Source organism: uncultured Stenotrophomonas sp. (genome assembly GCF_945952405.1).
Taxonomy (GTDB): Bacteria; Pseudomonadota; Gammaproteobacteria; order Xanthomonadales; family Xanthomonadaceae; genus Stenotrophomonas.
The window spans coordinates 41234-56449 of sequence record NZ_CAMFIA010000013.1 but is presented as its reverse complement, the minus strand read 5'-3'; the positions used below and the strand labels follow the sequence as shown (position 1 = coordinate 56449).

The 15216-nt window shown below is 66.9% G+C and carries 12 protein-coding genes; 9 read left to right on the top strand and 3 right to left on the bottom strand.

All coding sequences use genetic code 11. From position 1 onward, the window contains the following. Positions 1-494 precede the first annotated feature (494 nt). The 3 genes from Q0P60_RS14095 to Q0P60_RS14085 all read right to left on the bottom strand — a co-directional run bounded on the left by Q0P60_RS14095 (position 495) and on the right by Q0P60_RS14085 (position 4867). Entirely contained in the window at positions 495-1703 is a 1209-nt protein-coding gene (locus Q0P60_RS14095; protein WP_294994543.1) for an acetyl-CoA C-acyltransferase, read from the bottom strand. A gap of 98 nt (positions 1704-1801) precedes the next feature. Next, on the bottom strand, positions 1802-4174 hold the full coding sequence (locus tag Q0P60_RS14090; RefSeq protein ID WP_294994540.1) for a 3-hydroxyacyl-CoA dehydrogenase/enoyl-CoA hydratase family protein: 2373 nt from the start codon (positions 4172-4174) through the stop codon (positions 1802-1804). A 39-nt stretch (positions 4175-4213) separates the two neighbouring features. After that, the gene (locus tag Q0P60_RS14085) at positions 4214-4867 is read right to left on the bottom strand and encodes a TetR/AcrR family transcriptional regulator (protein ID WP_294994537.1); all 654 of its coding nucleotides are present in this window, start codon (positions 4865-4867) and stop codon (positions 4214-4216) included. A 324-nt stretch (positions 4868-5191) separates the two neighbouring features. On the opposite strand from Q0P60_RS14085, the gene ndk reads away from it, so the two are divergent. The 9 genes from ndk to Q0P60_RS14040 all read left to right on the top strand — a co-directional run bounded on the left by ndk (position 5192) and on the right by Q0P60_RS14040 (position 15130). Continuing rightward, positions 5192-5617, top strand: a complete 426-nt coding sequence (gene ndk / locus Q0P60_RS14080) for a nucleoside-diphosphate kinase (protein WP_005409295.1) — start codon at positions 5192-5194, stop codon at positions 5615-5617. A 10-nt stretch (positions 5618-5627) separates the two neighbouring features. Beyond that, the gene (rlmN, locus tag Q0P60_RS14075; RefSeq protein ID WP_294994532.1) at positions 5628-6833 is read left to right on the top strand and encodes a 23S rRNA (adenine(2503)-C(2))-methyltransferase RlmN; all 1206 of its coding nucleotides are present in this window, start codon (positions 5628-5630) and stop codon (positions 6831-6833) included. Further along, on the top strand, positions 6820-7605 hold the full coding sequence (locus Q0P60_RS14070; protein WP_294994529.1) for a tetratricopeptide repeat protein: 786 nt from the start codon (positions 6820-6822) through the stop codon (positions 7603-7605). Before rlmN ends, Q0P60_RS14070 begins: the two co-directional genes overlap by 14 nt. An 18-nt stretch (positions 7606-7623) precedes the next feature. Further along, entirely contained in the window at positions 7624-8496 is an 873-nt protein-coding gene (locus Q0P60_RS14065; protein WP_294994526.1) for a RodZ domain-containing protein, read from the top strand. Between the two features lie 65 nt (positions 8497-8561). Continuing rightward, positions 8562-9200 carry a tetratricopeptide repeat protein gene (locus Q0P60_RS14060; RefSeq protein ID WP_294994523.1) on the top strand — a complete coding sequence of 213 codons (639 nt, stop codon included), beginning with the start codon at positions 8562-8564 and terminating at the stop codon, positions 9198-9200. Continuing rightward, a complete protein-coding gene (bamB, locus tag Q0P60_RS14055; RefSeq protein WP_294994520.1) occupies positions 9200-10408 on the top strand; it encodes an outer membrane protein assembly factor BamB in 1209 nt (402 codons plus the stop codon). The genes Q0P60_RS14060 and bamB overlap by 1 nt, the downstream gene beginning before the upstream one ends. Before the next feature lie 15 nt (positions 10409-10423). Continuing rightward, entirely contained in the window at positions 10424-11821 is a 1398-nt protein-coding gene (gene der, locus Q0P60_RS14050; protein WP_107232312.1) for a ribosome biogenesis GTPase Der, read from the top strand. 116 nt (positions 11822-11937) lie between these two features. Beyond that, positions 11938-13074, top strand: coding sequence for a molybdopterin-synthase adenylyltransferase MoeB (gene moeB, locus Q0P60_RS14045; RefSeq protein ID WP_294994515.1), 1137 nt, complete (start codon positions 11938-11940; stop codon positions 13072-13074). Positions 13075-13297: 223 nt separating this feature from the next. Beyond that, entirely contained in the window at positions 13298-15130 is a 1833-nt protein-coding gene (locus Q0P60_RS14040) for a monovalent cation:proton antiporter-2 (CPA2) family protein (protein ID WP_294994512.1), read from the top strand. Positions 15131-15216 lie beyond the last annotated feature (86 nt).

The window sequence follows — 15216 nt, the reverse complement described above, 5'->3', positions numbered from 1 at the left end:
GGGAGGGGGCGGATGGCCCTCTCCAGAACACGCCAAAGCCCTTCCATGGTGCTCGGTGGCGCCTTGCTCGTGTGCACTGTCCTGCGCACACGGCAAGACCGGGGTTGGGCGTCCTGCCCAACCCGCCCAAGGCATGCCTTGGGCCCATGGCGCCAACGGTTTTGGAGAGGGCCATCCGCCCCCTCTCGACAGTTTCCGTGCGGCGCGGACGGGAAGGGCGGAATCAAAGCACAAGCAAAAAAGGCAGCCGATGGCTGCCTTTTTTCGTGGGCCGGGGTCAGAAGCATCCACGCATGGCGTGGATCTACTGCTTCTGCTCACCTCTCCGCCGCGCGGAATGATGGATGGCACGGGTGGGTGAGGCTGGCCGGGACCGTTGGCGCCATGGATGGCGCCATCGAGCCCCCAAGGACGGGTTCACGGCGTGTCCCGGGCAGCCTCACCCGCCCGGGCCCCACAGCAAACCGAAACGTCCGCCGGCAACGCTTTGACCCTTACAGCGCTTCGAAGATACCCGCGGCGCCCATGCCGGTGCCGATGCACATGGTCACCATGCCGTACTTCTGCTGGCGACGGCGCAGGCCGTGCAGCAGGGTAGCGGTACGGATCGCGCCGGTCGCACCCAGCGGGTGGCCCAGGGCGATCGCGCCACCCAGCGGGTTGACCTTGGCCGGGTCCAGGCCGCAATCGCGGATCACCGCCAGCGACTGGGCGGCGAAGGCTTCATTGAGCTCGATCCAGTCCAGCTGGTCCTGGGTCAGGCCGGCCTGCTTCAGCGCCTTCGGGATCGCCGCGATCGGGCCGATGCCCATCACTTCCGGGCGCACGCCTGCCACCGAGAAGCTGACGAAACGGGCGAGCGGGGTCAGGCCGTAGTCCTTGATCGCCTGCTCCGAGGCCAGCAGCACGGCACCGGCGCCATCGCTCATCTGCGACGAATTGCCGGCGGTGACGGTGCCGCCGAACTGGCCATTGCGGAACACCGGGCGCAGCTTGGCCAGGCCTTCGGCCGAGGAATCCGGGCGCGGGCCTTCGTCGGTGTCGGCGATCCTGTTGCGGGTGATGATGCGCTGGCCATCGGCCAGGTCCGGCAGGTGCGAGACGATCTCGTACGGGCTGATCTCATCCTTGAACTCGCCGTTCTGGATCGCGGCCATGGCCTTCTGGTGCGAGGCCAGGGCAAAAGCATCCTGCTCTTCGCGCGAGACCTTCCATTCTTCGGCGACCTTCTCGGCGGTGATGCCCATGCCGTAGGCGATGGCGACGTGATCGTTGTCGAACACGCTCGGTGCCATCGCGATCTTGTTGCCCATCATCGGCACCATCGACATCGACTCGGTACCACCGGCCAGCATCAGGTCGGCGTTGCCCAGGCGGATCGCGTCGGCGGCCTGCGCCACGGCCTGCAGGCCCGAGGAGCAGAAGCGGTTCACGGTCTGTGCGGCGATGGTGTTGGGCAGGCCGGCCAGCAGCACGCCGATGCGCGCCACATTCATGCCCTGCTCGGCTTCCGGCATCGCGCAGCCGATGATCGCATCATCGATACGGTTGACGTCCACGCCCGGGGCCTGGGCGACGACGCTGCGCAGCACGTGCGCAAGCATGTCGTCGGGGCGGGTGTTGCGGAACATGCCCTTGGGCGCCTTGCCCACCGGGGTACGGGTGGCGGCGACGATGTAGGCGTCCTGGATTTGCTTGGTCATTGCAGTGATCTCTCGAATTTTATTGCCGGAGTGCCAACCAACGGTCGGCACCTACCAGAGCAGAGGAGTGCCGACCCGGGGTCGGCACCCGCCATCAATCAGTTACGCAGCGGCTTGCCGGTCTTCAGCATGTGCGCGATGCGGGCCTGGGTCTTCTCCTGCTGGGCCAGTTCGACGAAGTGCTTGCGCTCCAGGGTCAGCAGCCACTCTTCGTCGACCAGGGTGCCGCGGTCGACCTTGCCGCCGCACAGCACGGTGGCGATGCGCTCGGCGATCTCGTAGTCGTACGGGCTGATGAAACGGCCTTCCAGCATGTTGACCAGCATCATCTTGAAGGTGGCAATGCCCACGTCACCGGCAACCTGGATGCGGCGTGCCGGCAGCGGCGGGCGGTAACCCGCTTCGGCCAGCGCACGGGCTTCGGCCTTGGCGATGTGCAGCGCTTCGTAGCTGTTGAACACCACCTTGTCGGTGCTGCGCAGCAGACCCAGTTCCTTGGCGTTGACCGCCGAGTTGGAGACCTTGGCCATCGCCACGGTCTCGAAGGTCTTCTTCAGTTCGGCGAACACGTCACCGCCCGGGCCAGCGGCCTGCGAGGCGCGCACGGCCAGCTCCTTCAGGCCGCCACCGGCCGGCAGCAGGCCGACGCCGGCCTCGACCAGGCCGATGTAGCTTTCCAGGAAGGCCACGGTCTTGGCGCTGTGCATCTGGAACTCGCAGCCGCCACCCAGGGCCAGGCCGCGCACGGCAGCCACCACCGGCACCAGCGAGTACTTGATGCGCTGGCTGGTGCGCTGGAAGTTGGCGACCATCTCTTCAAACTGGTCGACCTTGCCGGCCTGCAGCAGGCCCAGCGCCCCGGCCAGGTCGGCACCGGCAGAGAAGGGCTCCTTCTGCTGCCAGATCACCAGGCCCTGGAAGTCCTTCTCGGCGCGGCTCACGCACTCCTGCAGACCATCGAGCACCTGGTCGGAGACCGTGTTCATCTTGGTCTTGAAGCTGACCACGGCGATGCCATCACCGTCGTGCCACATGCGCAGCCCGTCGTTCTCGAACACGGTTTCGCCCGGCGCGAACTTCTCGCCCAGCAGCGGATCCGGGAAGCGCTGGCGCTGGTACACCGGCAGCGACGAACGCGGCAGCTTGGCGTTGCGCGACGGGCTGTAGCTGCCTTCGGCGGCGTGCACGCCGTCGCGGCCATCGAACACCCAGTCCGGCAGCGGGGCGTTGCTCATGCTCTTGCCGGCGACGATGTCATCGGCGATCCACTGCGCGACCTGCTTCCAGCCGGCGGCCTGCCAGGTCTCGAACGGGCCCAGCGACCAGCCGTAGCCCCAGCGGATGGCGAGGTCGACGTCGCGTGCGGTCTCGGCGATGTCGGCCAGGTGGTAGGCGCTGTAGTGGAACAGGTCACGGAAGGTCGCCCACAGGAACTGTGCCTGCGGATGCTGGCTCTCGCGCAGCTTGGCGAACTTCTCGGCCGGGTTCCTGATCTTCAGGATCTCGACCACTTCCGGTGCGGCGCTGCGATCGGCCGGACGGTAGTCCTGCTTCTCCAGGTCCAGCACGACGATGTCCTTGCCGACCTTGCGGAAGATGCCGGCGCCGGTCTTCTGGCCCAGTGCACCCTTGGCGATCAGCGCCTCCAGCCACTTCGGCGACTTGAAGAATTCATGCCACGGATCGTTCGGCAGGGTGTCGCCCATGGTCTTGATGACGTGCGCCATGGTGTCCAGGCCGACCACGTCGGAGGTGCGGTAGGTGGCCGACTTCGGGCGCCCGACCAGCGGGCCGGTCAGGCCGTCCACTTCGTCGAAGCCCAGGCCGAACTGCTGGGTGTGGTGGATGGTGGACAGGATCGAGAACACGCCGATGCGGTTGCCGATGAAGTTCGGGGTGTCCTTGGCGTAGACCACGCCCTTGCCCAGGGTGGTGACCAGGAATTCTTCCAGGCCTTCCAGCACTGCGGCGTCGGTGGTGGTGGCCGGGATCAGCTCGGCCAGGTGCATGTAGCGCGGCGGATTGAAGAAGTGCACGCCGCAGAAGCGGTGGCGCAGCTGCTCGGGCAGCACGTCGGCCAGCTTGTTGATGCCCAGGCCGGAGGTGTTGGAGGCCAGCACCGCGTGGTCGGCCACGAACGGAGCGATCTTCTTGTACAGGTCCTGCTTCCAGTCCATGCGCTCGGCGATGGCTTCGATGATCAGGTCGCAGTCCTTCAGCTGCTCCAGGCCGGACTCGTAGTTGGCCGGGGTGATGGCTTCAGCCAGCGACTTGCTGGCCAGCGGCGCCGGGCTCAGCTTGCCCAGGTTGGCGATCGCCTTCAGCACGATGCCGTCGGCCGGACCTTCCTTGGCGGGCAGGTCGAACAGCACGGTGTCGACGCCAGCGTTGGTGAGGTGGGCGGCGATCTGGGCACCCATGACGCCGGCACCCAGCACGGCGGCGCGGCGGACTAGCAGGGAATTGGACATGGTGTAGGGCCTTTGTTGGTCAGCAGTTACTGGGTGGAATCAAGGAGAAGCGGGCAGGGCGCTGGCGCGTGCGGCGGCGCGGAACCCGGCTTCGGCGAAATGGATCAGTTCATGGGCGGCATGGGCACGATGCGCCGCTTCGGTGACACCGGCGGGACGCTTGATCAGCCCGAAGTCGGCCATGGCGTAGGTGAGCGAACCGGCCAGGAAGTCCAGGCGCCAGTACAGCTCTTCCTTGCTCAGGCCGGGTACGCACTCGCCGATGGCCTTGCCGAACGCGCGCAGCACGTGGCCGTAATGGTCGGAGAGGAACTTGCGCAGGTTGTCGTTCTTCTCGGCGTAGGCGCGCGCGATCACGCGCACGAAGGCGCCGCCGTTCTGGCGGTCCTGGGCCAGCGCCAGCGCCGGCTCGACGAAGGCGGCCAGCACCGGGCGCAGCTCGCCGGGGTGCTCGGCACGGGCGCGCTCAAGCTGGGACAGGCGGGCGCCGGTCATCTCGTCCATGCGCCGGCGGAAGACTTCGTTGACCAGGTTTTCCTTGGATCCGAAGTGGTAGTTCACCGCAGCGATGTTGACGTCGGCCTGGCTGGTCACCTGGCGCAGCGAGGTGCCGGCGAAGCCGTGCTGGGCGAACAGCTCCTCGGCCGCGCCGAGGATCCGGTCCTTGGTCGAGAAGTGGGCGGGTTTGGCCATCGGCGGGCGGACCTTAATCAAACGATTGTTTGATACTAGGACCAGACGGTAGCGTATGGCATTTTGCAGTGCAGCAAAAACGCCCGGTCCGGTCAGAATCCGCTCAGGTGGGTGAATGGGCAACGACGGTAGTGCCGGCCGCTGGCCGACAATCCTCATCCAGGGCAGGCGCAGCCAATGCCGGCCAGCGGCCGGCACTACCACCACGCCGCTTTATCTTTTACAATTCGCCTACGTTTATCAGGCTAAGCCCGCGTCCCGACGCGGGTTTTTTTCATGTTACCCTTCGGGCCATCAGCGGCCCGATTCCATTGGAGACATCCCATGGCGCTGGAGCGCACCCTTTCGATCATCAAGCCGGACGCCGTTGCCAAGAACGTCATCGGCGAAATCTACGCCCGCTTCGAGAAGGCCGGCCTGAAGGTCGTCGCCGCCAAGTACAAGCAGCTGTCGCGCCGTGAAGCCGAAGGCTTCTACGCCGTGCACCGCGAGCGTCCGTTCTTCAACGCGCTGGTCGAGTTCATGATCTCCGGCCCGGTGATGATCCAGGCCCTGGAAGGCGAGAACGCCGTCCTGGCCCACCGCGACCTGCTGGGCGCCACCAACCCGAAGGAAGCCGCGCCGGGCACCATCCGCGCCGACTTCGCCGAATCCATCGATGCCAACGCCGCCCACGGCTCGGACTCGGTCGAGAATGCAGCGATTGAAATCGCCTACTTCTTCGCCGCCACCGAAGTCGTTTCGCGCTGAGAGTAATGCCGTGAACGAGGTCGTACAGTCCCCCGCCATCCAGCCGCTGCCGAAGTCGGCACCCACGGCTGGCAAGCAGAACCTGCTCGACCTCGATCGCGCGGGCCTGGAGAAGTTCTTCGTCGAGGTTCTCGGCGAGAAGAAGTTCCGTGCCCACCAGGTGATGAAGTGGATCCACCATCGCTACGTCACCGACTTCGATGAAATGACCGATCTCGGCAAGGTCCTGCGCGCCAAGCTGCAGTCCCATGCCGAGGTCGTTGTCCCCAACATCGTGTTCGACAAGCCTTCCGCCGACGGCACCCACAAGTGGCTGCTGGCGATGGGCGTGGATGGCAAGAACGCCATCGAGACCGTGTACATCCCGGACAAGACCCGCGGCACGCTGTGCGTGTCCTCGCAGGTCGGTTGCGGCCTGAACTGCACGTTCTGCTCGACCGCTACCCAGGGCTTCAACCGCAACCTGACCACCGCCGAGATCATCGGCCAGGTGTGGGTGGCGGCGCGCCACCTGGGCAACGTGCCGCACCAGATGCGCCGCCTCACCAACGTGGTGATGATGGGCATGGGCGAGCCGCTGATGAATTTCGACAACGTCGTGCGCGCCATGAGCGTGATGCGCGACGACCTGGGCTATGGCCTGGCCAACAAGCGCGTGACCCTGTCGACCTCCGGCCTGGTGCCGCAGATCGACCGCCTGTCCAGCGAGAGCGACGTGTCGCTGGCGGTGTCGCTGCATGCGCCGAATGACGAGCTGCGCGAGACCCTGGTGCCGCTCAACAAGAAGTACCCGATCTCCGAGCTGATGGCTTCGTGCGCGCGCTACCTGCGCGCCAACAAGCGCCGCGAGTCGGTCACCTTCGAATACACCCTGATGAAGGGCATCAACGACAAGCCCGAGCATGCCCGCGAGCTGGCCCGCCTGATGCGCCAGTTCGACAACGCGGTGCAGGCCAAGGACTCGGGCAAGGTCAACCTGATCCCGTTCAATCCGTTCCCGGGCACCCGCTACGAGCGTTCCGAAGAGGCCGACATCCGCGCCTTCCAGAAGATCCTGCTCGACAGCAACGTACTGACGATGGTCCGCCGCACCCGTGGCGACGACATCGACGCCGCCTGTGGCCAGCTCAAGGGCCAGGTGATGGACCGTACCCGCCGCCAGGCGGAGTTCAACAAGACGCTGCAGGCGGGGAAGGGGAGCGATGCCGCGGCCTGACCGCCTCTGGCTGGCCCTGTTCGCAGGCCTGCTGGCGCTCCCGGTCGTCGGCTGCAAATCCCAACCCAAGGCCAAACTGGGCCCCAGCGTGGCGCCGGTGTACTCGGTCCGTGATCCGGACAATGTGCGCCGCCACATCCGCTGGCAGGAGCTGCTGACCCTGGCCGGTCGTGACCTGCAGGTCGGTAATCTCGACGCCGCCGAACGCAAGGTGCGCGAAGCGCGCAAGCTGGCCCCGGAAGCGCCGGACGGGCTGGTGCTGCAGGCCGGCATCGACGAGCGCCGTGGCCACATCCAGCAGGCCGGCGAGAGCTTCCGCAAGGCCGCCGAACTGGCGCCGCAGCGGGGCGACATCCTCAACAATTACGGTGCCTGGCTGTGCCAGCAGGGCCGGCCGGCGGAATCGCTGGTGTGGTTCGACCGTGCGCTGCAGGCGCCGGGCTATGCCACCCCGGCCGAGGCGCAGGCCAATGCCGGCGGCTGCGCGCTGGATGCCGGCCAGCTCGAACGTGCCGAGCGCGACCTTCGCGCGGCGCTGGCAACGCTGCCGGGCAACCCGGTCGCACTCGAGGCGATGGCGCAGCTGAGCTACCGCCAGGGGCGCTACATGGAGGCCCGGGCCTTCGCCGAACGTAGGATTGCGGCTGCACCCGCAACGCGTTCCGTGTTACAACTTGCGTCTCAAATCGAAGCGCGGCTGGGTGATCGGGCGGCATCTGATCGCTATCTCCAGCGGATTCGACAGGAATTTCCGCAGGAAGCGGGCTCCTAACTCCAGGGTTGATGCATTGTGATTGATGACCAGACTGTGAGCGCTCTCGAGACTGCGGCCGGCTGCGGCACCCGCCTGCGCCAGGCCCGCGAAGCGGCCGGACTGACCCTCGAGGAGGTCGGCACGCGCCTGCGCATGCCGGTCCAGGTGGTCAAGTCGCTGGAAGAGGAACAATGGCAGAAGCTCGGCGCGCCGGTGTTCGTGCGTGGCCAGCTGCGCAGCTATGCGCGCCTGCTGGACGTGGATGTCAGCCAGCTGCTGGAGCAGGCCCAGGTGGGTCCGGTGGTTCCGCCCACGCTGGTCAGCCATACCCATACCCCGCGTGCGCGCCGCATCGCCGAGAACCTCGGCCGGCGCGTGCTGTACGTCGGTATCACCGCCGTGCTGGCGGTGCCGGTGTGGTTCGCTACCCGCGGCCACTTCGATGGCAGCGCCAACCCGTCGCCAAGCACCGCCTCGCTGGATGCGATCCCGGCCGCCGTGCCGGTGACTCCGTCCGCCGCGGGCGTCGAGCCGGCCGCGCCGGCCGAAGCGGTGAGTGCTCCGGCCAGCAAGCCGGCGGCCACCCCGTACGTGGCCTCGCTGGCCCCGGTGCCGCGTCCGGCCCCGGCGCCGGCCGCAGCTGGCAACACGCTGGACATGCAGTTCAGTGGCGACAGCTGGGTCGATATCGGTGGTCCGGACGGCGCCACCGTCGAGAAGGCGCTGATCAAGTCCGGCGAGAGCCGCAGCTTCACGCCGGGCCAGGTGACCCGGGTCACCCTGGGCAACGCCTCGGCGGTCCAGGTTCAGCAGAATGGCGCTATCGTCGATCTGACCCCCTACCAGCGAGCCAACGTGGCACGCTTTCAGGTATCCTCTGAAGGCTCCGTAGTCCCGGTTTCGCACTGAGGCGCGGTTTCACCACCTTCGATTAAACCCAATGGTCCCTCCCGATGGGCGGGGCGAGAGTACGCATGGCGATCGACGATCTGCTCGACGAGCACGAACAAAGTGAACGCGTCCGCAGCTGGCTGCGGAAGAATGGCGCCAGCATCCTCGGTGGCGTGGTCATCGCCATCGGTGCCATTGCCGGCTGGCAGTGGTACCAGAAGGATCAGGGCGGCAAGCTGGCCTCGGCCAACGTGGAATACCAGAAGGCGCTGGTCGGCCTGCAGCAGAACAAGCTCGACGATGCCGCCAAGGCGGTGAAGGCGCTCGAGGCCGGCCCGTCCAGCATCTACGGCGACCTTGCGGCGCTGCAGCTGGCCAAGGCCCAGGTCGACGCCGGCAAGAACGAAGAAGCGCTGGCCACCCTGCGCGGCGTGAAGGTCGAGGGTGACCTGCAGCGCGTGGTCGACCAGCGTGTGGCGCGCCTGCTGGTGGCCACCGGCAAGAGTGACGAGGCGATCAAGCTGCTGGGCAGCGCCACCGACAGCAGCAGCCTGGAAATCCATGGCGATGCGCTGATGGCGCAGGGCAAGCGTGATGGTGCCCGCGAACAGTACGAGAAGGCGCTGAAGTCGCTGGACGTGGCAGCGCCGCAGCGGCGCCTGCTGGAAACCAAGGTTATGGATGCCGGCGGCACGGTCGCCGCCCCTGCGGAGTCGGTTTGATGAGTCAGAAGGTCATGATCACCCGCGTCGCCACCGTGCTCCTGATGGGCATGGCCCTGTCCGGCTGCAGCACCGTGAAGGGCTGGTTCGCCGGCAAGGACGCGGCAGCGAAGAAGGCGCAGGAGCCGGCTGAACTGGTCAAGTTCGAGCCGAGCGTCAAGGTCAACAAGGCCTGGTCGGTCAACCTGGGCAAGGGCGAGCGCCGCATCGGCGTGCGCCAGGGTCCGGCGGTCGCCAACGGCCATGTGTTCGCTGCGGCGATCACCGGTGGCGTCCACGCCATCGACCTGCAGACTGGCAAGAAGGTCTGGACCTGGGAGCCGCAGAAGGAAAAGAAGAAGCCGAAGCTGCGCCTGTCGGGCGGCCCGGGTGTCGGCGAGAACCTGGTGGTGATCGGTACGCTGGATGGCCAGGTCATCGCCCTGGACATCAACGATGGCAGCGAGAAGTGGCGTGCCCGTGTTCCGGGTGAAGTGATTGCCGCACCGGCCGTGGCCCAGGGCCTGGTCTTCGTGCGCAGCAACGACGGTCGCGTGACCGCCTTCGATGCCGGCAACGGCACCCAGAAGTGGTTCAACCCGAGCGAGCTGCCGGCGCTGACCGTGCGCGGCAACGCGCCGGTGGTCACCGGCCCGGGCGTGTTGTTCATCGGCAAGGACGAAGGCGCGGTCGCTGCGCTCGCCATGCAGGATGGCCGCACCCTGTGGGAGCAGAATCTCGGCAACGGCGAAGGCCGTACCGAACTGGAGCGCATGGCCGACGTCGATGGCGCCCCGGTGCTGGAGGGCAACACCCTCTTCGTGAGCAGCTTCAAGAACCAGACCATGGCCATCGAAGGCCCGACCGGTCGCCCGCTGTGGGCGCGCGACCACGGCGGTGCGGGTGGCGTGGCGGTGTCGTCGGGCAATGTGTTCGTCACCGACAACAAGGGTGGCGTGTTCGGCCTGGACAAGGCGACCGGCGCCGCCATGTGGTCGCAGACCGGGCTGGCGCGTCGTTCGCTGACCGGCCCGGCGCTGCACGGCGATTACGTGGTCGTGGGTGACTACAAGGGATACGTGCACTGGTTGAAGACCTCCGATGGTGCGATGGCGGCACGGGCGAAGAGCGGCGGTGACGCCCTGCTGGCCCAGCCGATCGTCGTAGACGGGGTGCTGCTGGTGCAGAACGTGGATGGCAAGCTGACCGCCTTCCGGTTGGCAAATTAATACGGAGTAATCGCGATGCTGCCTTTGGTCGCCCTGGTTGGACGGCCGAATGTCGGCAAGTCGACCATCTTCAATGCTTTGACCCGCACGCGTGACGCCCTGGTCCATGACCAGCCCGGCGTCACCCGCGATCGCAACTACGGCGTCTGCCGCCTCGACGAGGACAACCATTTCCTCGTCGTGGATACCGGCGGTATCGCCGGTGAAGACGAAGGCCTGGCCGGTGCCACCACGCGCCAGGCGCGGGCTGCCGCCGCCGAAGCCGACCTGATCCTGTTCGTCGTCGACGCCCGCGAGGGCACCTCGGCGCTGGACGATGAGATCCTGGCCTGGCTGCGCAAGCTGTCGCGCCCGACGCTGCTGCTGATCAACAAGATCGACGGCACCGACGAGGACAGCGTCCGTTCCGAGTTCGCCCGTTACGGCTTCGGCGAGATGCTGACCGTCTCGGCCGCGCATCGGCAGGGCCTGGATGACCTGCTGGATGAAGTGATCCAGCGCCTGCCGGAAGAAGGCAGCGGCGAAGAGCTGGACAACGATCCGAACCGCATCCGCATCGCCTTCGTCGGCCGCCCGAACGTGGGCAAGTCGACCCTGGTGAACCGCATCCTCGGCGAGGAGCGCATGATCGCCTCCGACGTGCCGGGCACCACCCGCGACTCGATCGCGGTGGACCTGGAGCGTGACGGGCGCGAGTACCGCCTGATCGACACCGCCGGCCTGCGCCGCCGCTCGCGCGTGGACGAGGTCGTCGAGAAGTTCTCGGTGGTCAAGACCATGCAGTCGATCGAACAGTGCCAGGTGGCCGTGCTGATGCTCGATGCCACCGAGGGCGTGACCGACCAGGACGCCACCGTGCTGGGTGCCGTGCTCGACGCCGGCCGCGCACTGGTGATCGCCATCAACAAGTGGGATGGCCTCACCGAGTACCAGCGCGAGCAGGCTGAGACCATGCTGTCGCTGAAGCTGGGCTTCGTGCCGTGGGCCGAGTCCGTGCGCATTTCGGCCAAGCATGGTTCGGGCCTGCGCGAGCTGTTCCGTGCGGTGCACCGCGCGCACGAATCGGCGAACAAGACCTTCACCACCAGCGAAGTGAACAAGGCGCTGGAAGTGGCCTATGAGACCAATCCGCCACCGACCATCCGCGGCCACGTCTCCAAGCTGCGCTACGTGCACCCGGCCGGCGCCAACCCGCCGACCTTCATCGTGCACGGCACGCGCCTGAAGGAGCTGCAGGAATCGTACAAGCGCTACCTGGAGAACTTCTTCCGCAAGCGCTTCAAGCTGATCGGCACGCCGGTGAGCTTCATCTTCCGCGAGGGTGCCAACCCGTACGAGGGCAAGAAGAACGTCCTCACCGAGCGGCAGGTCAAGGCCAAGCGGCGCTTGATGAAGCACGTCAAGGGCAAGTGATCCACGAGAGGCGGCCGCAGGGCCGCCTTTTTCGTTCGAGGGGAATGGGGTCAGATCCCTTTTCCTGCGGAAAAGGGATCTGACCCCGGGTGCAGGGTCTGCGCGATAATGCGGCCATGAGCATCCAAGAGCTTTCCCCCGCACAGGCACGCGAGCGCCTGGCCCACGGCGCCGTGCTGATCGATGTGCGCGAGGCGCATGAACGGGCGGGCGGCATGGCCGAAGGCGCGCGTGGCGTGGCCAAGGGCGAGCTGCAGGCGGATCCGGCCACGCATCTGCCGCGCCGCGATCAGGAGATCCTGCTGATCTGCCAGAGCGGCAAGCGCTCGGCCGATGCCGCGCAGTTCCTGCTGGAGGCCGGCTACACCCGGGTCGCTTCCGTGACCGGTGGCACCGTCGCTTGGCGCGAGCAGTCGCTGCCGCTGGTGCAACCGCTGGCCAGTGCCGCCGACCGCGATTTCTACGACCGCTATTCGCGCCACCTGCTGCTGCCGCAGGTGGGGGAGGCGGGCCAGCGTCGCCTGCAGCAGTCGCGGGTGCTGGTGCTCGGCGCCGGTGGCCTGGGTGCACCCGCCGGCTTCTACCTGGCCGCAGCCGGGGTAGGGCACCTGCGTTTTGCCGACCACGACCGCGTGGAGCGCAGCAACCTGCACCGGCAGATCGTGCATACCGAAGCCAGTGTCGGCCAGCTCAAGGTCGATTCCGCACGCGAGCGCTTGCTGGCGCTGAATCCTTCGATCGAGGTCGAGGCGGTGCCCGAACGGGTCACCTCCGGGAACGTGGATGCGCTGCTGGACGGGGTCGATGTGGTGCTGGACGGCTCGGACAACTTCCCGCTGCGCTACCTGCTCAACGACGCCTGCATCAAGCACGCCACGCCGCTGGTGTATGCCGCCATCGAGCGCTTCGACGGCCAGGTGAGCGTATTCGACGCTGGCCGCCAGCGTGGCGTGGCGCCGTGCTATCGCTGCCTGTTCCCGGAACCGCCGCCGCCGGAGTTCGCGCCGAACTGTTCCGAGGCCGGCGTGCTGGGCGTGCTGCCGGGCCTGGCCGGGGTGCTGCAGGCCACCGAGGTGCTGAAGCTGCTGCTCGGCATCGGCGAGCCACTGGTGGGCCGCCTGCTGCGCTTCGATGCGCTGGGCATGCGCTTCCGCGAGACCGGTATCCGGCCCGACCCGCAGTGCCCGGTGTGCGCGCCGGGCGTGGCGTTTCCGGGGTACATCGATTACGCCGCGTTCTGTCGGGGTGGGTGAGCCCGGCCGGGGCATGCATTGGTAGATGCCGTCCTTGGTCGGCGCTCTTGTGCCAACCAAGGTTGGCACCTACCGAAGCGGGTACATGATTTCGGGATGATGCCAGGGGGAACTCCCGGTATCGTTCCATCTTCAAGACAATCCGGCGCAACATGCGTGCTATTGCCGTCATCGGCATTGCTCTATTGTTGAATCCGATTCTGGATCTTGGGGAAAACACCGCATGGCGGTAGAAGCAGCGACCAGCGAGCTGGTCAAGGTCGTCGCCCTGCTGGGCGCGGCGGTGGTGATGGTGCCCCTGTTCCGCCGGGCCGGTCTTGGCTCGGTGCTGGGCTACTTCGCCGCCGGCCTGGCGATCGGACCGTTCGGGCTGGGCTGGTTCTCCGATCCGCAGGCGATCCTGCATACCGCCGAGCTGGGCGTGGTGATGTTCCTGTTCGTGATCGGCCTGGAGATGCGGCCCTCGCACCTGTGGAGCCTGCGCAAGGAGATCTTCGGGCTGGGTACGCTGCAGATCGTCACCTGCGCGGTGGTGCTGACCAGCATCGCCAAGCTGTTCGGCTTCCCGTGGCAGGTCGCCTTCATCGGTGCCACCGGCTTCGTGCTGACCTCCACCGCCGTGGTGATGCAGTTGCTGGCCGAACGCGGTGACATCGCACTGCCGTCGGGGCAGAAGATCGTCTCGATCCTGCTGTTCGAAGACCTGCTGATCGTGCCGCTGCTGGCCCTGGTGGCGTGGATGGCGCCGAGCGCCGGCAGTGCCGATGGCGAAGGTTCACGCTGGCTGTCGGTGGCGATCGGTGTCGGCGCCATCGTCGGCCTGGTGCTGGTCGGGCGCTTCCTGCTCAACCCGCTGTTCCGCGTGCTGGCCGAGTCGAAGGCGCGTGAGGTGATGACCGCCGCCGCGCTGCTGGTGGTGCTGGGTGCGGCGCTGCTGATGCAGCTGTCTGGCCTGTCGATGGCGATGGGTGCGTTCCTGGCCGGCGTGCTGCTGAGCGAATCGACCTTCCGTCATCAGATCGAAGCGGACATCGAGCCGTTCCGCGGCATCCTGCTTGGCCTGTTCTTCCTCAGTGTCGGCATGGCGCTGGATCTGGGCGTAGTGGCCGCGCACTGGCAGCTGATCCTCGGCCTGGTGCTGGCGTTGATGGCGGCCAAGGCGCTGTGCATCTACGTGGTCGCGCGGGTGATGGGCAGCGATCACGCGCAGGCGCTGGACCGCGGCGTGCTGATGGCGCAGGGCGGCGAGTTCGCCTTCGTGCTGTTTTCCGCGGCGGCCTCGGCCGGGGTGATCGACCTGGACATCAATGCCAACTTCACTGCCGTGGTGGTGCTGTCGATGGCGCTGACCCCGCTGGTGGTGCTGGTCTACAAGCGCGTCGCGCCGAAGCCGACGGTCAACCTGGAGGGCGTGGACGAGGCCGACGGCCTGTCCGGCAGCGTGCTGCTGATCGGCTTCGGCCGCTTCGGCCAGGTTGCCAGCCAGTCGCTGCTGGCGCGCGATGTGGACGTGACCATCATCGACAACGATGTCGAGATGATCCAGAGCGCGGCGCGATTCGGCTTCAAGATCTACTACGGTGATGGTACGCGCCTGGACGTGCTGCATGCCTCCGGTGCTGCCACCGCGCGTGCGATTGCGGTGTGCGTGGACAAGGCCGAAGCCGCTGACCGCATCGTCGAGCTGGTCGCGCATGAGTTCCCGCAGGCCAAGCTGATGGTGCGCTCGTTCGACCGCGAGCATTCGCTGCGGCTGATCCATGCCGGCGTCGATTTCCAGATCCGCGAGACCTTCGAATCGGCCGTGCTGTTCGGCCAGGCGGCGCTGGTGGAACTGGGTGCGGACGAGGACGACGCGATCGAGATCGCCGAGCAGATCCGCCGCCGTGATGCCGAGCGCTTCGAGCTGGAGATCGCCGGTGGCGGCTTGAATGCCGGCGCGCGGATGATCTACGGCAACAGCCCGCAGGGCGTACCGACGCCGACCCCGTTCACCGCACCGAAGCGCACCAGCAAGACCCTGAACCCGCAGGATGTGCCTGAAGAGGAAGAATGAGTCCCGGCCGTGCCGGCCGCTGGCCGGCAACCTCAGCGCACCATCCGTTGGTAGTGCCGGCCGCTGGCCGGTAAACAGGGAAACGC